The 19,136-nt window shown below is 70.2% G+C and carries 16 protein-coding genes; 11 read left to right on the forward strand and 5 right to left on the reverse strand.

Translation table 11 applies throughout. The features are described 5' to 3' along the window. Position 1 precedes the first annotated feature (1 nt). The 3 genes from rocD (at position 2) to AB0F17_RS62565 (ending at position 2,620) form a co-directional block, all read left to right on the forward strand. A complete protein-coding gene (rocD, locus tag AB0F17_RS62555; RefSeq protein ID WP_358045879.1) occupies positions 2–1,210 on the forward strand; it encodes an ornithine--oxo-acid transaminase in 1,209 nt (402 codons plus the stop codon). A 190-nt stretch (positions 1,211–1,400) separates the two neighbouring features. Further along, entirely contained in the window at positions 1,401–1,769 is a 369-nt protein-coding gene (locus AB0F17_RS62560; protein ID WP_358045882.1) for a hypothetical protein, read from the forward strand. A 197-nt stretch (positions 1,770–1,966) separates the two neighbouring features. Then, positions 1,967–2,620, forward strand: coding sequence for a hypothetical protein (locus tag AB0F17_RS62565; RefSeq protein ID WP_358045885.1), 654 nt, complete (start codon positions 1,967–1,969; stop codon positions 2,618–2,620). A 67-nt stretch (positions 2,621–2,687) separates the two neighbouring features. On the opposite strand, the gene AB0F17_RS62570 is transcribed toward AB0F17_RS62565, so the two are convergent. The 4 genes from AB0F17_RS62570 to AB0F17_RS62585 are packed head-to-tail and all read right to left on the reverse strand — an operon-like array spanning position 2,688 to position 6,940. Beyond that, entirely contained in the window at positions 2,688–3,995 is a 1,308-nt protein-coding gene (locus AB0F17_RS62570) for a CU044_5270 family protein (protein ID WP_358045887.1), read from the reverse strand. Then, positions 3,988–4,599 (reverse strand): RNA polymerase sigma factor, encoded by a 612-nt coding sequence (locus AB0F17_RS62575; RefSeq protein ID WP_358045890.1) that lies wholly within the window; start codon positions 4,597–4,599, stop codon positions 3,988–3,990. The genes AB0F17_RS62570 and AB0F17_RS62575 overlap by 8 nt, the downstream gene beginning before the upstream one ends. Before the next feature lie 43 nt (positions 4,600–4,642). After that, a complete protein-coding gene (locus AB0F17_RS62580) occupies positions 4,643–5,371 on the reverse strand; it encodes a class I SAM-dependent methyltransferase (protein WP_358045893.1) in 729 nt (242 codons plus the stop codon). Between the two features lie 21 nt (positions 5,372–5,392). Continuing rightward, positions 5,393–6,940 carry an alkaline phosphatase D family protein gene (locus tag AB0F17_RS62585; RefSeq protein WP_358045896.1) on the reverse strand — a complete coding sequence of 516 codons (1,548 nt, stop codon included), beginning with the start codon at positions 6,938–6,940 and terminating at the stop codon, positions 5,393–5,395. Positions 6,941–7,186: 246 nt separating this feature from the next. Here AB0F17_RS62585 and AB0F17_RS62590 point away from each other — a divergent pair, with 246 nt between their 5' ends. The 6 genes from AB0F17_RS62590 to AB0F17_RS62615 all read left to right on the forward strand — a co-directional run bounded on the left by AB0F17_RS62590 (position 7,187) and on the right by AB0F17_RS62615 (position 14,412). Further along, on the forward strand, positions 7,187–8,464 hold the full coding sequence (locus tag AB0F17_RS62590; protein WP_358045899.1) for a Glu/Leu/Phe/Val dehydrogenase: 1,278 nt from the start codon (positions 7,187–7,189) through the stop codon (positions 8,462–8,464). A 79-nt stretch (positions 8,465–8,543) separates the two neighbouring features. Next, positions 8,544–8,741, forward strand: a complete 198-nt coding sequence (locus AB0F17_RS62595) for a hypothetical protein (protein ID WP_358045902.1) — start codon at positions 8,544–8,546, stop codon at positions 8,739–8,741. A gap of 87 nt (positions 8,742–8,828) precedes the next feature. Next, positions 8,829–10,196, forward strand: coding sequence for an APC family permease (locus AB0F17_RS62600; protein WP_358045904.1), 1,368 nt, complete (start codon positions 8,829–8,831; stop codon positions 10,194–10,196). A 5-nt stretch (positions 10,197–10,201) separates the two neighbouring features. Continuing rightward, positions 10,202–11,197: an acetamidase/formamidase family protein gene (locus AB0F17_RS62605; RefSeq protein WP_358045907.1), complete on the forward strand. Its 996-nt coding sequence runs from the start codon at positions 10,202–10,204 to the stop codon at positions 11,195–11,197. A gap of 108 nt (positions 11,198–11,305) precedes the next feature. Beyond that, entirely contained in the window at positions 11,306–13,267 is a 1,962-nt protein-coding gene (locus AB0F17_RS62610) for a heparinase II/III family protein (protein ID WP_358045910.1), read from the forward strand. A 2-nt stretch (positions 13,268–13,269) separates the two neighbouring features. Further along, positions 13,270–14,412 carry a substrate-binding domain-containing protein gene (locus AB0F17_RS62615; RefSeq protein ID WP_358045912.1) on the forward strand — a complete coding sequence of 381 codons (1,143 nt, stop codon included), beginning with the start codon at positions 13,270–13,272 and terminating at the stop codon, positions 14,410–14,412. Between the two features lie 97 nt (positions 14,413–14,509). On the opposite strand, the gene AB0F17_RS62620 is transcribed toward AB0F17_RS62615, so the two are convergent. Then, positions 14,510–16,468 carry a DUF2264 domain-containing protein gene (locus AB0F17_RS62620; protein ID WP_358045915.1) on the reverse strand — a complete coding sequence of 653 codons (1,959 nt, stop codon included), beginning with the start codon at positions 16,466–16,468 and terminating at the stop codon, positions 14,510–14,512. A 209-nt stretch (positions 16,469–16,677) separates the two neighbouring features. On the opposite strand from AB0F17_RS62620, the gene AB0F17_RS62625 reads away from it, so the two are divergent. Next, entirely contained in the window at positions 16,678–17,685 is a 1,008-nt protein-coding gene (locus tag AB0F17_RS62625; RefSeq protein WP_358045918.1) for a hydroxyacid dehydrogenase, read from the forward strand. A gap of 85 nt (positions 17,686–17,770) precedes the next feature. After that, a complete protein-coding gene (locus AB0F17_RS62630; protein ID WP_358045921.1) occupies positions 17,771–19,027 on the forward strand; it encodes a sugar ABC transporter substrate-binding protein in 1,257 nt (418 codons plus the stop codon). The last annotated feature ends 109 nt before the right edge of the window (positions 19,028–19,136 follow it).

Here is a 19,136-nt window from a genome sequence, read left to right on the forward strand (position 1 = left end):
GATGAGCACCACCACAGACCTGATCGACGTAAGTGAGCGCCGCAGCGCGCACAACTACCACCCGCTGCCCGTGGTGATCCACGAGGCGCATGGCGCGTGGGTGACCGACGTCGAGGGCAAGCGATACCTCGACTGCCTGGCCGGCTACTCCTCGCTCAACTTCGGGCACGGCAACCCGAAGATCATCGAGGCGGCGCAGGAGCAGCTCAAGAACCTGACGCTGACCAGCCGCGCGTTCTACCACGACCAGTTCGCCGCGTTCTGCGCCGGGCTCGGCGACCTCACCGGCAAGGACATGATCCTGCCGATGAACACCGGCGCCGAGGCCGTCGAGACCGCCATCAAGGTCGCCCGCAAGTGGGGTTACGAGGTCAAGGGCGTCCAGCCGGAGCAGGCCAACATCATCGTGATGGAGGACAACTTCCACGGCCGGACCACCACGATCGTCAGCTTCTCCACCGACCCCGCCGCCCGCGACGATTTCGGCCCCTACACGCCGGGCTTCCGGATCGTGAAGTACGGCTCGGTCGAGGCGATCAGGGAGGCCGTCGACGCCAACACGGTGGCGGTGCTGTTCGAGCCCATCCAGGGCGAGGCCGGGGTGCTGGTGCCGCCGGACGGTTACCTCACGCAGGTGCGGGAGCTGTGCACCGGCGAGGGGATCCTGATGATCGCCGACGAGATCCAGTCGGGTCTCGGCCGCACCGGCAAGACGTTCGCCTGCGACCACGAGGGCGTCGTGCCCGACATGTACGTCCTGGGCAAGGCCCTCGGCGGCGGCGTCGTACCGGTCTCGGCCATCGCCGCGAACGAGGACGTGCTCGGCGTGATCAAGCCGGGCCAGCACGGCTCCACGTTCGGCGGCAACCCGCTGGCCTGCGCGGTCGGCAACGCGGTGATCGAGATCCTGAACACCGGCGAGTACCAGTCCAGGGCCGCCGAGCTCGGCGAGGTGCTGCACGCGCGGCTGCGCGAGCTGATCGGCCACGGCGTGATCGCGGTGCGCGGGCGCGGGCTGTGGGCGGGCGTCGACATCGACCCGTCGCTGGCGACCGGGCGCGCGGTGTCGAAGGAGCTGATGGCGCGCGGCGTGCTGGCCAAGGACACCCACGGCTCCACGATCCGGCTGGCGCCGCCGATCGTGATCTCCGAGGAGGATCTCCTCTGGGCGGTCGACCAGCTCGCCGACACCATCGCCTCGTTCCGCTAGAGACGCGGTAGGACCGGCTGCTTTCCATACGGCCCGCGCCACGGATGCACATCCGGGGCGCGGGCCGTATGTCTGTGTTCGACGTGATCGTCTCGAACAGTGCGTCCGCTTCGTCCTGGATAGGTATGATCCCTTGCCAAGATCAGCGTCTCGTGGCGGGCCTGCTCCGCCTATCCATAGAAGAGGACTAATGAAGAAACTCGCGGCCGCGGGGATCGCGCTCGTCACGTCGTTCTCCGTGCTCACCGTCAGCCCGGCCGAAGCGACGATGGCCAGCAGAAACCTCATCACGTTCTGGGAGCACGACGACTATCAGGGCGCGCGTAAGGACATCACGTGTTCCACCCAGCAACGGGACGACCTGGGCGCTCTCGAGAACCAGGCGAGCTCGATGGCGAACGCGTCCTACTCAGGTATCGACCTCTACAGCGGTGACAACCTGACCGGCGTCAGGTACTACGCGAAGCCGCGCAGCAACGACAGCGACTTCACCAACAACGGATTCGACAACACCGTCGAATCCCTCTGGTTCAGGAAAGTCCCCTGCGACGTAAGCTGATCGCTGGTCGGTGGGCGTGGGGCTGCCTGACACTGGCGCTGCTCTCCACCGCCGCCTGCGCGGCCCCCGCCCCCTCGACCGTCCCGAAAGCAACCGAGCGGCCCGTTATCGACCCGGCCGCCGAAGCACGGGCGCTTCGCCTGCCGTTCGACGCCTACAAGCGGACCGAGACGGACATCGAACTCGTCGAGCGGGCAATGGACGTTCTCACCAGCCAGTGCCTCCAGAAGAAGAGGTACAGCCGCCCGGCTCTCCCCGTGCTCACTGTGCTCGAGGCACCCAACCGCCGCCGCTACGGCGTCATAGAGCCCCTGGTCGCCATGCGGACGGGCTATCACGCCCCGCTCACCTCCGCCGAGAAGGAACGAGACCGGGCGGACCGGGCACGCGGCGGCTACCGCGATGCGGCCGAGAGATCAGCGGCGAACACCTGCCTTGATGACAGCATGAGCCGCGTCTACGTCGACGGCGCCGATTCGCCCCTTCTGACGCGTCTGGAGCGGGAGATCTTCGAACAGGCCCGGACGCAGGACCGCCACGTCCGATCAGCTCTCGATGAGTGGCGGTCGTGCATGGGCACCCGCGGCCAGAAAGAGTACGCCGACCCCTTGGCCGCCGCCGCCGACGAGCGGTGGAAGGATCCGGGTTCGGCGAAAGCCGAAACGGCCACCGCGGTCGCCGACGTCGCCTGCAAGAAAGAGGCGGGCCTCGTCGAGGTCTGGCGCGGCGCCGAGGAGAAGCTCCAGGCCGCCGCCCTGAAACAGCACCCCGCCGACTTCGACCAGGTCCGCCGAACACTCGAACAGGAACGCACCGAGGCCGCCCGTATCGTCCAGAGCGCCAAGTCCTAGCGCCCTTCTGCCATACGGCCGGTGAGCCGCCAGGCCAGGAGGCCGTCCGGCGCGGGCCGTACCCCCGTCAGCCCCCGGACCGTGGCGCGTCCGTCGCGACGCGGGGCGGGTCGCTGCCGACCGGTACCTGTTGCGCGGTGGCGGTGATGTCGGCGGGATCCGTGACCAGGTCCTCCGGCAGGTTGCTGGGCAACGCCGAAGGGACGGCGGCCGTCGGATCATCCGCGGGGCCGGTACCGGTCGGCTGGTCCGTGGGCTGATCGGTCGGCTGGTCCGTGGGCTCATCCGTGGGTTGATCGGTCGGCTGGTCCGTGGGCTGAGCGGTCAGCTCAACGGTCGCGGTGGGCTGCGGAGCGCAGCCGCCGGACTCGATCACCGTGCTCGTCGGCTCCGGCAGCCGGTCCACGACGCTCACCTTCAGCTGAGCCGTCTGGGTGAGCACGCTGCCCACCGGCGCGGCGGGGTCTGTGGCGTTCACGACCGTGTGCTGTTCCCCAAGCAGCACGTGTGTGTCCTGATCGAAGATCAGCTGCTCCAGGATCCCCGCCGACTCCCTGCCCAGCGCCACCCCCTTGCGCCTGACGAAGTCCGTGACCCCCTCGGCCACCTGTACCCCCGGGATCATCTTGGTGGCCTCGAACAGCGCGTCACGCTGCGCCCTGGGCATGTACGTCTCCCTGAGCAGGTCACCCACCGCGGTGAACGCCACCTCGTCGGGATGCCTCTTGCCACCGGACTCCCGTTTGTAGAGGAAGTCGCGCATCCTCGCCGGGTCGGCGGGCAGCGTGCTCAGGTAGGCGTAGTCGACCCGGAAAGTCTGGCCGGGGCAGGAGGCGAGCCGCGCCCACATGACGGACTCCCGCTCCTGCTGCTCCTTGGACAGCGGCTCGTCCGTCCTCGGGGGCTCCTTGAGCAGCGGCTCGTCCGCCCTCGGGGGCTCCCGCCCTTCCATCTGCAGCAGGCCGTCCGCACTGGCGTCGACCGACTGCCAGATCTTCCGGTGCGTCCCGGACAGGAAACGGATCGCACCACCGCTGCCTGCCGAGGTCGAGCTGATCATGCCCTCGGTCTCGACCAGGATGAACTGGCCGGGCTTGGGCCGCAGCTCATCCGCCGAGACGGCCGCCGACTGGGTGACCGAGTCGGCCACCCCCAGGTTCGGCTGCCGCGCCGACATGGCCACGGCCACGCCCCCGACGAGAGCGACCGTAACCCCGAACGCGGTCACGGCCTGCCAGCCCACTCTCGGAAAGCGGAACCCACGTCCCTCGCGGGCCTCGCGCAGCAACCGTTCGCGCGCCTTCGCGCGGGCCTCCTCCGGGTACGGCCGAGCGGCCGGCCTCCCGTCCGCGAACGTCCGAATCTCGTCATCCATCCTGGGGCTCCTCTGCGAAGGGATCGATGCCGCCGAGAGCCCTGCGTACCTTGACGCGGAGCCGGTGCAGCCTGGACCGGACCGTGCCCACCGGCACGCCCAGCGCGAGCGCCGCGTCCTCGTACGTCAGGTCCGCCCACGCCACCAGCAGCAACAGGTCGCGCTCCGCCGCGCTGAGCCGGGTCAGTGCCCGCGCCAGCCTGGGCTGGAGCTGCTCGGCGGTGACCCGGTCCGCGCTGCGGTCGTCGAACGAGCCCGGCCGCTCCACGCTCACCTTGGACATCGCGTGGATGCGCCGCCGCTCCGCCCTGCGGTGCTGGGCGACGATCTTGGTGGCGATGCCGTACAGCCAGGGCCGGGCATCCGGCCACGAGCGGTCGTAGCGCGCCCGGGCGCGGAAGGCGACGAGGAACACCTCGCCGGTCACGTCTTCGGCCGGTTCCGGGCCGAGGCGCCTGGCGGCATACCGGTGGATCTCATCGGCATGCCGGTCGAACAGCGCCGCGAAACGTTCCGGATCACTCACCGATTGCGCGATCAGCGCCGAGTCGTCCAGCGTTTCAGGTAACTCCTGAACACCCACCACGTGCCGGTCCTCTCTCATGCGGTCATCCTGTTGTTGACCGCACGCGGGACACCGGTTCCACCTATTTCACGCTATTTCCCACCAGCCGCCACGCCAGGAGGCCGTCCGAATCCCGGTCGAGCGTGAAGCCGGCCGCGTCGAGTTCGGCGTCGAGCCGCCCCCTGCCGGGCCGATGGCTGACGCTCACCACCTCGTCCTCGCTGATCAGCGCCCCACGCTGCCTGATCTGGTAGAGGAATCGCGCCCTGACGGTCTCGCCCGCCGTCTCCAGGACCTGTCCCCAGATCTCGTACGTGTGCCTGCCGACAGGGTACGAGCCCATGCGCTCGAGCTCACCCGGGATTCGAGGGGGCGGTTCGCGGTGGTTGAACACCAGCAGCCCGCCCGGTTCGAGCTGCCTGGCCAGGACATCCCAGAGCCGCTCCCGCTCGGCGGCGTCGAAGCCGTGCAGGACCGAGATCATCACGACGGCCTCGACCGGCTCGTCCACGTCCACGTCGAGCGCGCCGCAGGGCAGGACGGTCACCCGGGACAGCAGGCCGGCGCGCTCCGCCAGGCGGGAGACCAGGACCGACCGCATGCCGAGCGACGGTTCGACGGCGTAGATCTCGGCCGGGGTCTCCCACGCGATCAGCTCGGTGATCAGGCCGGTGCCGGCGCCGATCTCCATGACGCTCCGGCGGACGTCCTTGAGCAGCGGTGGGAGGAGCCGGCGGATTTCCGGGACATGCCCATCCTCGTGCCAGAGGTCATAGAAGGGGACGGCAACAGAGCAGTGGTCATGGTACACAAAAGCCAACGATAACCGTTTTCACGGAAGGCGTACAGAATCGATGCGCTTGACGGTGCCGCCGGAGGATTCGTACCAGTCCAGTTCGCCCGGCAGGGTCAGCGTGGCCACGGCGTTCTGGAACCATGGCCCGGCGATGACCTCCCAGCGGAACGGCGGGCGCGGAATGCGGGCCAGCCGCGCCAGCAGGCCACCGACCAGGGTGGCCAGGCCGAACTGGCTGAAGACGTTCGCCCAGCGCAGCAGCGGGCTGAGCGGGTTGCGGATCGGCGAGCAGACGACCTGGTAGATCGGCCTGCCGTCGACCTTGGCCAGGTAGGAGTAGTGCACGTCGCCGGACAGCACCAGCACCGGCTTGCCGACCTGGACCAGCAGCCGGGCCAGGTCCTCGAACGAGCGGCGGAAGGCCGCCCAGTGCTCGAGGTCGATCGCCTGCCGGAACCGCTCCGAGAGCCCCGCCACGGTCTTGCCCCACTTGCCGGCGCAGAGCGCCTCGTTCCAGTTCTGTACGAAGTGGACGCCCTCGGGCAGCAGGAACGGGATCGACGAGCCGATGACCAGCCGTTCGGCGGGCTTGGCGACCTCCTCCTCCAGCCAGGCCCACTCGACCGGGTCGAGCATCCGCCGGTCGGCCGGGGTGAGCTGCCTGGCGCACCGGGTGTCGATCATGATCAGGCGGGTGCCGCCGAGCTCGCGGGAGTAGCTCCACCGGTTGCTGCTGGGCTCGGCGTCGGCCCGTTCGGCGAAGGCGTCCAGCGCATCGCCGTCCCCGCCCTTCAGCAGGCTCGCCAGCAGCGCGTCGTCCGCCCGCTCGGCCGGCGACAGGTTGCCGAGGTGCTGGTAGACCCAGTAAGCGCCGAGCCCGGAGATCACCCGGCGCTGCCACCAGGAGGTCGCGGCCATCTGCTCGCGCCAGGTCTGGGAGGTGTTCCAGTCGTCGCGCAGGTCGTGGTCATCGAAGATCATCGCGGTGGGCACGGTGGAGAGCACCCACCGGATCTCCGGCTCGGTCCAGGCCAGCCGGTAGAGCTCGGCGTACTCCTCGAAGTCGGCGATCTCCTTCTGCGGCTCGCCGTCCCTGCGCGCGGCGATGAACTCCAGCATCTCGGGTGACGGGTTGTCGGCGTAGACCTGGTCGCCGAGGAGCAGCAGCAGGTCCGGCCACTCCTCGGCGGCCGCGTCCTTGAGGTGCGAGCCGTAGGAGCGCAGCACGTCCTCGCCGTGGGTCAGGACGTACGTGCCGTCGTGGGGCACGCTGGTGCGGCAGGAGCCGAACGCCAGCCTGCTCGGGCCCTGCGCCGGAAACAGTCTGATGCGGCTGGGCGGCCAACCTTCGAGCGGCCAGACCTGCTCTTCCCCTATCTTGACCACGTACGACTCGACGCTCTCCGTCAGGTCGAGCAGATCGACGATCGCGTAGTGGTGTCCATGGACGGTGAAGGTGGACGAGGAGAAGACCCGGCCCGCGGCCTCCACGGTGACCAGGCCGGGCGCGCCGGTCTCCACCCAGATCGAGGCGCTGACGGAGTCGACGTAACGCAGCATGGGCCCGACGACCAGAGCGGGCATCAGTCCCCCAAATTCGACAGTTCGGCACACATGTAGTGGCAAGCCTGCCAGAGTGGCACGTTTGCAGCACCTCGATCAACACATGTAATTGATGACAGCAGATCACTTGGGATACGGCAAACCCGAAAACCCTAGGCAGCAATAAACGCCGCGCTCTAGGATGATCACGACACGAACGCCCAAACAAGGCAGGCAATGGCGCCTCGCCCCACGTTCCGGGCGTAGACAACAGGAGGAATCCCTTCCATGACCGTCATGGTGCCGTCAAGGACGCCGGCCCTGATCACACCCGGCCGCCAGGCCCTCGATTCGGCCCTCCACCAACTGGACCAGGCCGCCGAACATCTCCGGCTCGACGTCGGGCTCCGCACGATGCTCGCCACGCCGCGCCGCTCGCTGACCGTCTCGGTCCCCGTGCGCCGCGAGGACGGGCGCATGGACGTCGTGCAGGGCTTCCGGGTCCAGCACAACGTCTCACGCGGCCCCGCCAAGGGCGGCCTCCGTTTTCATCCCAGCACCGACATCCACGAGGTCACCGCGCTCGCGATGTGGATGACGTGGAAGTGCGCGCTGGTCGGCATCCCGTACGGCGGCGCCAAGGGCGGCGTGGCCGTGGATCCGACCGCGCTCACCCAGCGTGAGCTGGAGCGGGTGACCCGGCGCTACGTCAACGAGATCCTGCCGATGATCGGCCCGGAGAAGGACATCCCGGCTCCCGACGTCGGCACCGACGAGCAGACCATGGCCTGGATCATGGACACCTACAGCGTCAACACCGGCTACGCGGTGCCCGGCGTGGTCACCGGCAAGCCGCTGATGCTGGGCGGCTCGCTCGGCCGGTCCGGCGCGACCTCTCGCGGCGTCCAGATCGCCGCCATGTGCGCGCTCGGCCGCTCGCCCGAAGGTGTGACGGTGGCCGTGCAGGGCTTCGGCAAGGTGGGTGCCCCGGCCGCCCAGTACCTCTCCGACGCGGGCTGCACGGTGGTCGCCGTGTCCGACGCGACGGGCGCGGTGTACTCGGCCGGCGGGCTCGACATCGCCGACCTGCGCGCCTGGGCCGCCGAGTCGGGCGGTGTGGCCGGCTACCGCCACGCCGACGCGCTCGACCATGCCGAACTGTTCGAGCTGGACGTGGACGTGCTGGTGCCCGCGGCCCTGGAGGGCGCGATCACCGGTGAGAACGCGCCGCGGATCCGCGCCCGCCTGATCGTGGAGGGCGCCAACGGGCCCACCACGCCGGAGGCGGACGAGATCCTGGCCGCCAACGGCACGATCGTGGTGCCCGACATCCTGGCCAACGCCGGCGGGGTGATCGTGTCGTACCTGGAGTGGGTGCAGAACATGCAGGCCTACTCATGGAGCGGCGGCGAGGTGGAGCTGAAGCTGCGCGACCTGATGGAGGGCGCCTACGCCGAGGTGCGGTCGCTGGCCACGGCCCGCGACCTCACGCTGCGGCAGGCGGCGCACGTCATCGGCGTCGGCCGGGTCGCGGAGGCCCACCAGATGCGCGGCCTCTACCCGTGACGGCGCCTGAACTTTAGTAGGCCCTGACATCGCCCTAGGTTCGATGCCCGTGCCTCCACCGGCTCGCCATGGTGGAGGCATGAGGTCATTTCTGGGCGTGATCGTGATCATCCAGGGCTTGGGCGGCTTTGTGGCGCGGGTCTTCTTCGACACCGAGTTCGGCCTGTTACGCAGGTGGTTCGATGTGCCGACCCCCGCCTATCTCGCGATCGCGGCGGCCGGAGTCGCTCTGCTGATCTGGAGCGACAACGACCGCCGGAAAAAGGAGGAGCGCTAGCGACCCCCATAGAGGCGGTGCCCTGTTCACCAGCAGGCTTTGAATCTAGTGTGCGAATCGCCGCCCCTATGCAGCGAGGAGCCGTTCATGAGCAGCATCGAGCAGTTCGGCTACCGTCAGGAGCTCCAGCGTTCTCTGGGCTTCGCCGACCTGATGATCTACGGCTTGATCTTCATGGTGCCGATCGCGCCGTTCGGCATCTTCGGCAACGTCTTCGCACTCTCCGGCGGGATGGTGGCCCTCGCCTACGTGATCGGGCTGGTCGCGATGGCGTTCAGCGGGCTGTCGTACGCGCAGATGGCCAGGGCCTTCCCGATGGCCGGATCGGTCTACACCTACGCGGGCCGGGGCATAGCGCCGCCGGTCGGGTTCATCGCCGGGTGGGCGATCCTGCTCGACTATCTGCTGGTCCCGGCACTGCTGTACCTGGTGGCGAGCACTGCCATGAACTCTTTCGTGCCCGCGGTGCCGGTGTGGCTGTGGCTCGTCGCCTTCGTGCTGCTCAACACCGTGGTGAACTACCTCGGCATCCAGATGACGGCCCGGATCACCCGGATCATGCTGGTGGCCGAGCTGCTCGTGCTCGCGATCTTCCTGGTCGTCGCCGCGATCGCGCTGGCGCAGGGTAAGGGCACGGCGGGCGCGCTGACCCCCATCTACGACTCCGCCACCTTCTCCTGGACGCTGGTGTTCGGGGCGGCCTCGGTGGCGGTGCTGTCGTTCCTCGGCTTCGACGGCATCTCGACGCTGGCCGAGGAGAACCGCGAGGACGCGCGGCGCCTCGGCCGGTCCATGGTGGCCGCGCTGGCGCTGGCCGCCGTGCTGTTCGTGGTGCAGACCTGGGTCGCGGCGCTGCTGGTGCCCGACAGAGCCGCCCTGCTGGCCCCGGGGGCACAGCTGGGCAACGCCTTCTACGACATGGCCTCGTACGCCGGCGGCGCCTGGCTGGGTGTGCTGTGCGCGGTGGCGACGGCCATCGCCTGGGGCTTCGCCAACTCGCTGGTCGCGCAGGCGGCCACCTCGCGGCTGCTGTTCGCGATGGCGCGCGACCGGCAACTGCCCGCGTTCCTGGCCCGCGTCGACCCCAGGCACAAGGTGCCGGCGAACGCCACGCTCGCCGTCGCGGCCGTCTCGCTGCTGCTCGGTGTCGGCATGAGCCTCTACGACAAGGGCATCGACCTGCTCAGCTCCTTGGTCAACTTCGGCGCGATGACCGCGTTCCTGCTGCTGCACGTGGCCGTCGTCGTGCACTATGTGGTGCGGCAGCGCAGCCGTAACTGGCTCGCGCACCTGGTCGTGCCGGTGATCGGATTCGCGGTGCTGGTGCTCGTCGTCATCAACGCCAGCCTCGCGGCCCAGCTGCTCGGCTTCATCTGGCTCGGTCTCGGGCTGCTCGCCGTCGTCGTGCTCTATCTCATGGGCCGCAGGCCCGCCCTGCCCTCGGAGGTCTCGTGAACGTCGTGTCCTATCGTCCCTCGCCTGAGGAGTTCGGTTACACCTTCGGCGGGCGCGCCCCGGTCGGCAAGGTACGGCCGGGCACGATCGTCGAGCTGTTCACCGAGGACTGCTTCGGCGGCCGGGTCCGCACGGTCGACGACCTGCCGTCACAGGTGTGCGAGTTCCCCTACCTGAACCCGGTCACCGGGCCGTTCCACGTGACGGGGGCCGAGCCCGGCGACACGCTGGCGCTGCACTTCATCTCGATCACCCCGGCCAGGGACTGGGCGGTCTCCACCACGTTCCCGCACTTCGGGGCGCTGACCGGCACGCACACCACCGCCATGCTGCAGCCGCCGCTGGAGGAACGGGTCTGGCGCTACGACCTCGACACCGCCAAAGGCGTCGCCGTCTACCACGCCCGCAACAGCGACTACAGCGTGGAACTGCCGCTCGACCCGATGCACGGCACGGTCGGCGTCGCACCCGCCGCGAACGAGGCGCGGATGACGATCACGCCCGACGCGCACGGCGGCAACATGGACACCCCCGAACTGCGCGCGGGCGTCACCGTCTATCTGGGCGTCAACGTGGCGGGCGGGCTGTTCTCCATCGGCGACGGCCACGGCCGGCAGGGCCACGGCGAGGTGTGCGGCACCGCGGTCGAGGCGGCCATGAACACGGTCGTGGCGGTCGAGCTGATCAAGGGCGTGGCGACGCCCTGGCCGCGGATGGAGGACGACCTGCACCTGATGTCCACCGGCTCGGCCAGACCGCTGGAGGACGCCTACCGCATCAGCCAGCACGACCTGGTCACCTGGACGTCGGCACTGACCGGGCTCGACACGCTCGACGCCTACCAGCTGGTCAGCCAGGGCGGGCAGGCGCCGGTGGGAAACGTGTGCGACACCAACTACACGATGGTCGCCAAACTCCCCAAGTCCTACCTCGGCACCCCGGCCCCGTACGAGTCCGCGCATTCGCGGCTGCGCACTCTCGGAGCCCAGTACACGGGTTAGTGGGATCTGCTGGTCACGCGAGTTTCGATCATTTCCTCGGCGAATGCCCATTTGATTCAACTTCGATCACTTTCGATCGCTACTATGGGGATGTCGGCGAGGAGGACCATGACTAACACCGCAACCGCGGAGAGCGTTTCGGGGGGTTTGACGACCGGTCCCCTGCTCACCGCCTGGGGGGCCGCGATGTCGCCGGAGGCCCTGGTCGGCGGCCTGCTGCCGCCCGAAGCGGCGCTGCCGGTCCCGGCCGCCGGGGACGCCGTCTGGGACCGGGCCGCGGAGTCGGGCGCTCTGCTCGCCGTCCGTGAGCGGGCGGAGGCGGAGCTGGGCACGCCCTGGCCGCAGCCGCTGGCATCGCAGTACGCGCGCTACTTCCGCGACGGCAATCGCACCGGCTACGAGAGCCAGGTGTTCGAGCGCCAGGACCGGCTGACCCGCGCGGCGCTCATGGCACTGGCGAGCGGTGCGGACGGGTGGCTGGACGAGGCCGCCGACGGGATCGCCCTGCTGTGCGAGCAGAGTTCGTGGTGCTGGCCGGCGCACGAGGACACGTGCCGGCCTCGCGGGACGGTCCTGCCCGATGTGGCCACGCCCTGCCTCGACCTCGGCGCCGCCGATGTCGCCGCCCAGTTGGCCTGGGCCGACCAGGTGCTCGGGGACCGGCTGGCGGAACGCTTCCCGGGATTGCGGGAGCGCGTTCGGGCGGAGGTACGCGCGCGGGTGCTCGACCCGTTCGTCCGGCGGCGCGACTGGCACTGGCTGGGGCTGGACGGCGATCCGAGCAACTGGTGCCCGTGGATCTGCGGCAACGTGCTCGTCGCCGCGCTGCGCCTGGCCGAGCCGGGACAGGAGCGGGCGCGCCAGGTCGCCCTGGCCGTGGCGGGCCTCGATCACTACCTGGCGGCGCTGCCGGATGACGGCTCCGTCGACGAAGGCTACGAATACTGGTGGAACGGGGCATGCCGCGCGCTCGAGGCGCTGGACGTCCTGGAGCACGCCACGTCGGGACGGCTCGACGCGGCGGAGATCCAGGTCGTGCGGGAGACGGTCCGGTTCCCGCACCGCATGCATCTGGGCGGGCCGTGGTATCTCAACCTCGCCGACGCGCGGGCCCGGCCGCCGGCCGGCCAGCCGTGGCAGGTACTGCACCGCTGGGCTCGCCGGCTCGGCGTGCACGATGCCCGCCGGCACGCGGAGTCGCAGCGCGCGGCCGGGATTTCCGCCGCCGCCGAGCTCGGGCGGGCGCTCTGCGAGCTGGTCGACGTGGAGTGGCAGGGCGCCCGGCTCGACGAGCCACCTCTGGCCGACGTGGAGTGGCAGGGGCCCGGCGAGCCGCATCTGGTCGCCGGGGTCTGGTTGCCGGGGACACAGATCGGCCTCGCGCGTACGGCCGGTGGGACGGCTCGTGGTCTCACGCTCGCGATCAAGGGCGGGCACAACGGGGAGCACCACAACCACAACGACGTCGGGTCCGTCGTCGTCGCCGTGGACGGGGTTCCCGTGCTGGTCGACGCGGGGCGGCCGACGTACACGGCGCAGACGTTCGGGCCGGACCGCTATGCGATCTGGACGATGCGGAGCGACTGGCACAACGTCCCCGAGGTGCGGGGCGCGCCGCAGGAGCAGGGGCGCAGGTTCCGGGCCCGCGACGTCGAGGTGGTGGACGAGCCCGGCCGCTTCGAGGCACGGCTGGACCTGGCCGCCGCATATCCCGTACCCGAGCTGGAGCGGTGGTGGCGCACGGCGGCGCTCGACCGGCGCGAGTCACGTGTGACGATCGGGGACGCCTGGAGCTTCACCGGTGACGGCGAGCCGAGCGTGCTGCACTTCCTGCTGAACGGGCAGGTGGAGCAGCCGTCCCCCGGGCAGGCCGTCGTCCGGCCGCCGGGCGGCGCGCGGGCCGTGCTCGTGGCGTGGGACCCCGGGGTCGCGACGGCCGCGTTCACCGTCCGTACGCTGGCGGACCCTATGCTCTCCGCGGTGTGGGGCGACCGCCTGACCAGGCTGGAGCTGCGTCTGCCGGGCACGGCGCGGGGCGCTTTCGAGGTTCATGTGGGGGTGTGGGAGTGAGCATGTCCGATTCGCCGGGTCCGCTGCCGGACGAGCGCCGCGCCCAGGTGGTGGAGCTGCTGCGCCGGCGCGGCGTCGTACGCGTCGGCGACCTGGCGACCGAGCTGGACGTCTCGGTCATCACCATCCGGCGCGACATCGCGCTGCTCTCGTCCCAGGGGCTGATCCGCCGGGTTCGCGGCGGAGCCGTGCTCCACGGCGGGCCGGTGGCCGACGCACTGGCCGGCGGGGAAACGGAGGACTCTCCCGCCCCGCGGCCGGGACCCGACGCGGGCGGCGCCGAGCGGCCGCAGGTCACGATCGGCATGGTGGTGCCGTCGCTGAACTATTACTGGCCCGACGTGATCCGCGGCGTTCGCGAGGCGGCCGCGGCGGCCGGCGCGCGCGTCGTCCTGCGTGGCGCCACCTACCGGGCCGCCGACGAGCGCCGCCACCTCTCCCGGCTGATCGAATCGGCGGGCATCGACGGCCTCCTGGTCGCGCCCACCACGACCGGCGACGACGGGCAGGCGCTGGTGCGCTGGCTGCAGGAGGCGGACATGCCCATGGTGCTCATCGAGCGCACCGCCGCCTCCGGTCCCTACCACGAGGCGATGGAGTCGGTGGTCAGCGATCACGCGCTGGGGGCCGGCATGGCCGTGCGGCACCTGGTCGAGCTCGGTCACCGGCGGATCGGACTGATCACCACCGTTCAGAGCCCGACGGGCCCGCACGTGCGGCACGGCTGGCGGCAGGCGTGCGAGGAGTTCGGCCTGCCGCTGGAGGGCATGCCGGACGTCAGCACGGTCGATCAGTGGCATCCCGAGTGGCCCAAGGCGCTCGAGAGCGTGATCGACCAGTGCGTCGCCTCCGGGACGACGGCGCTGCTCGTCCACTCCGACCCGGAGGCGATCAACCTGGTCGAGCGCTGCCAGGAGCGCGGCATCCGGGTACCCGGTGATCTCGCCATCGTGGCCTACGACGACGAGGTGGCCGAGCTATGCGACCCGCCGCTGACCGCCGTCCGGCCGCCCAAGATGGCCATCGGGCGGGCGGCCTTCGGGCTGCTCGCGGCGCGACTGGCCGACCCGGACCCGGAGCGGCCCACCCACCGCGTCGTCGTCGAGCCCACCCTGATCGTGCGCTCCTCCTCGGTGCCACAGTGACCCGCCGCCGAACGCGTCATGGTGGCCCGCCGCCGGACAGCGTCATCACGACCTGCCACCGGACAGCGTCATCGTGATCCGCCACCGCCGAACGGCGTCATAGCGGCGGTGTGCCCGGCCCGCTGAGGGCGGCGGCCGTGTCCAGGAGGTCGTCCGTCCGGTCCGGCCAGGTCACGCGGGCGAGCGCCGGACCGTCCCAGGACAGGACCGGCGCCCGGTCCGGCTCCTGCCCGCCGAGGAACACCGCTACGTCGTACCAAGTGTTCGGTAGCGCCGGCGTGGAGGTGGCGCACCAAGGGACAAGCGTCCAGGGGGCGAGCGGCGAGGAGTTCTCGGCGGCGACCACGCCGCGCAGGTCCAGCCCCGGGCCCGCGACGACGCGGGAGTGCAGGGTGCCGTTCGACACGGCGGCCGTATCGGCCTGGACGGGTTCGGGAGCCGGCAGCGGCCATCCGCCGACCCGCAGCGGACCACGCCCCACCGCCGCTGTGGCCGCCAGCCGGACCAGGCGCACCTCCCAAGGACCGCGTACGGCGGAGATCAGGTCGATCCACGGCCCGAGGCGTACCGTCCCGGACTGCCCGTAGCCGTGATCCGGGCGCTCGCCCTCAGGGGTGACCCAGTGGGCCTGCCAGCACGAGGCCCCGATCGCCGTTCCGGAGGGGAGGCGGTCGAGGAGGAGCGTCTCGAATCCCGTGCGATGGCTGGGCCGCCCGCCCTCGTCGAGGAGCACGACCGACTGGTCGAGGGGGTCGGCGGCGTGCTCACCGGCGAGCACGGGCGAGGTGGCGGTCGAGTAGCCCAGCCGCGCGTACAGGGGCGAATCAGTCAGGTGCGTCCCCGGATGGGAGTGGTCGGTGCCGTGGTTGATCACCCGCACGACGCCGTCGGCACGGGTGCCGCTGACCAGCCAGCCGGGCGCGCGGACGACGCGGTGGTAGTCGCCGGACTCGACCGGCAGCGGCTCCTCGACGGCCGTCCACACCGGGTGGTCGGCGGGCAGGGACAGGCCGAAGAAGCCCTTGGCCGCCCAGTACGGCGAGCCGGGCCCGGAGTAGGACTGGGCGAGCGGCGGCCAGGCTCCGTGCCAGCCCGGGGTCAGGACTCCGTCCTCGTCCGGCGCCCCGCGTTCGGTGAAGTGGCGGGCGATGCCGGAGGCGGCACGGCGCAGCAACCCCGGGGCGGGCGTCGCCGTCCCGGCGCGGGCGCCGGCCCAGAACTGGGTGGCGGCGGCGAACCGGTAGATCAGGCTGCGTCCCTGGACGAGGGGGGATCCGTCGGCGCCGACGAGGTGGACGGCGTCGCCCAGGTAGCGTTCGAGCCGCTCCAGGTAGAGCGGTCGCCGCGCGTCCGCCGCCGGATCGCCGGCGGCCATCTCGCTCCACATCAGCGGGTAGAACTGCAGCGCCCATCCCGCGTAATGGTCGTAGGCGCGTTCGGCACCGTCGGCGTACCAGCCGTTCTCCCTGGCGAAGCCGTCGGTGAACGAGAGCCCCTTCTCGATCTCCGCGCGCTCGAAGGGACCGCCGACGGAGGCGAGGAACTGCTCGACCACGATCTGGAACCAGATCCAGTTGATCGGCGGGTAGTCCGAGCCGACCGCGGGCGCGAGGTAGTCGACGACCTGCTCGCGCACGATCGGGTCGAGCCGGTCCCACAGCCACGGCTTCGTCAGGTGGAGCACCAGCGCGATCGACGCGGCCTCGACCTTCGCCTGGTCGTGCTCGTCGAGGCGAACCCAGCGCTCGGGTGAGCGGGGATCCGTCCCGGCGGCGAGGCCCTGCGCGTACCACTCCATCAGGCCCAGCGGGTCGCGCCCGCCCTCCCCCGCCACCCGGAATCCGGCGGCCAGGAACGTACGCGCGAAGCCTTCCAGCGCGTCGACGTCGGGCCCGTAACCGCCCGGCGGGCCGGGGAAGGAGACGCGCGCGTGCGAGGCCGACGCGTACCGCCGGGCGGACAGGAGGAGGTGGTCGGCGAGTGCCGCCCAGTGGTTCCGGGTCCATCCGGTGTGGGGCGAGAGCCGCAGGTCGTCGAACTCCCGCAGCATGAGCATGGATCCCCCTGGTCGTGATCGCGTCAGTGTGTCCCGGGAGTTAACGCGAAGGTTTCCTCTCACGTCAAGACACACCACTCGCCTTCATACGATAACGATCAATATCGATCACATAACGTGATCGATCCGATTAACAAAGCATTGACGTGATTGAAATGATCGGACATGATCGGCGGCACTGGTAAGCGCTTGCCGCCGAAGGGAACCTGGTGAGAAGACCCCCTGCCCTGCTGGTCATGGACCCAGCGAAGTTCAGCGTGCAGTTTCAGGAGGCGCAGCTTCGCCGGTTGCACGACCTGGTCGAGCTGGGAGAGCCGATCGTGACCGCCGACCTCGACGAGCCCTCCGTACGCCGCCGGCTGCGCGACGTCGAGGTGCTGGTGACCTCCTGGGGCTGCCCGCCACTGACGACCGAGCGGCTGGCCGACGCGCCGCGGCTACGGGCGATCTTCCACTGCGCAGGGACGGTGCGTACGTTCGTCACCGACGAGGTCTGGCGACGCGGGATCCTCGTCACCAACGCCGCCGACGAGAACGCGATCCCGGTGGCCGAGTTCACCCTGGCCGCGGTCATCTTCGCCGGGAAGAAGGTCCCGTTCCTCGCCCAGGACGCGCGCAGGAACCGCGCCGACTGGTCCTTCGCCGACGGCCGCGGCGAGCTGACCAACCGCGGGCGCACGATCGGCGTCGTCGGCTTCTCCCGCGTGGGGCGCCGGGTGGTCGAACGGCTCCGCGCTCTGGAGGTGGACGTCCTCGTCGCCGATCCCTACGCCGACCCGGCCGAGGTGAGCGCGGCGGGCGCCCGGCTGCTCCCGCTGCCCGAGCTGCTGCCGCGCTGTGACGTGCTCACCCTGCACGTCCCGGAACTGGCGTCCACCCACCACCTCATCGGAGCGGCCGAACTGGCCCTCCTGCGTGACGGGACGACCCTCATCAACACCGCGCGCGGCTCCGTCCTGGACACCGCCGCCCTGGAGCGGGAGTGCGCCGAGGGCCGGCTCGACGCGATCCTCGACGTCACCGACCCGGAGCCGTTGCCGAGCACGTCACCGCTGTACGACCTGCCCAACGTCATGATCACCCCCCACGTCGCAGGATCTCTGGGATCAGAGACCCGGCGGATGAGTGAGAGCGCGCTCGACGAGCTCGAACGCTACCTGTCCGGTCAGCCGCCCCGCGCGGCCGTGACCGCCGACGAGTTCATGGTGAGCGCCTGAGCCCTGAGACCGGCTCGAAAGAAAGGAGTCCGGATCAATGATCGCTTCGAACACGCCAGGAAGGGCCGGAGTGCGACGCCACCTAATGAAGACCCTGGGAGTCGCGGCAGCGCTCTCGCTCGCCGTCACCGCCTGCGGCGGCTCCGCCGAGCCGGCCAGCGGCGGCGGCGGGAACGTCACGCTGACCGTCACGGTGTGGAACCTCGCCAAGACCCCCGAGTTCAAGGCGCTCTTCGACGCCTTCCAGCAGGCGAACCCCACCATCAAGATCCAGCCGGTGGACATCCTCGCCGACGACTACGCCGAGAAGGTCACCACGATGCTCGCCGGTGGCGACGACACCGACGTGATCACGATGAAGAACGTCACGGACTACTCGCGCTACTCCAGCCGCGGGCAGCTCCTCGAGATCACCGACCTGGCCAAGTCGGCCGACACCGCGAAGCTGGCGGGCCTGGACGCCTTCAAGGTCAGCGACAAGTACTACGCGCTGCCGTACCGGCAGGACTTCTGGCTGCTCTACTACAACAAGACGTACTTCGACAAGGCAGGCGTCAAGGCTCCTGCCGCCCTCACCTGGGACGAGTACGCCAAGCTCGCGCAGCGGCTCACGAAGACCGAGAGCGGCAAGAAGGTCTACGGCACCTACCAGCACACCTGGCGGTCCGTGGTGCAGGCCGTCGCCGCGGCCCAGACGGGTGGCGACCAGCTCAGTGGCGACTACTCCTTCTTCGCCGACCAGTACGCGACCGCGCTCGGGCTGCAGAAAACCGGCGCGGCCCTCGACTTCGGCACCGCGACCGCGCAGAAGTCGGACTACCGGACGATGTTCGAGACCGGAGCGACGGCCATGATGCCCATGGGCACGTGGTACATCTCCGGCATCCTGGAGGCCAAGGCCAACGGCAAGACCGACGTCGACTGGGCGCTGGCCCCGATGCCGCAGCGCCCCGGCGGCACGGGCGTGACGACCTTCGGCTCGCCGACCGCTTTCGCCGTCAACAAGAAGGCCGAGCACGCCGACGCGGCCAAGAAGTTCGTGCAGTTCGCCGCCGGCAAGGCGGGCGCCGAAGCCATCACCAAGGTGGGCGTGGTGCCGGCGCTGCAGAGTCCGGAGATCACCGACACCTACTTCTCGATCAAGGGCATGCCCACCGACGAGGTGTCGAAGAAGGCGTTCTCGCCGGACAAGGTGGTGCTGGAGATGCCGGTCAGCGAGCACTCCTCCGACATCGACACGATCCTCAAGGAGGAGCACGAGCTCATCATGGTCGGCGACAAGTCGGCCGCCGACGGCATCCGCTCGATGAACGAGCGGGTCAAGAGCGAAGTGCTCAACTAGGGACCGGCCCGTGGGCCCGGACGCATCAGGTCGTAGGCGGTGGAGGTGACCCAGCCGAACGCGGCCGCGGTCCGCGAGTCCACGGTGGGCGCCGCGATCGCCAGCACCG

The sequence above is a fragment of the Nonomuraea sp. NPDC026600 genome, assembly GCF_040638335.1.
In the GTDB taxonomy this organism is placed as follows: Bacteria; Actinomycetota; Actinomycetes; order Streptosporangiales; family Streptosporangiaceae; genus Nonomuraea.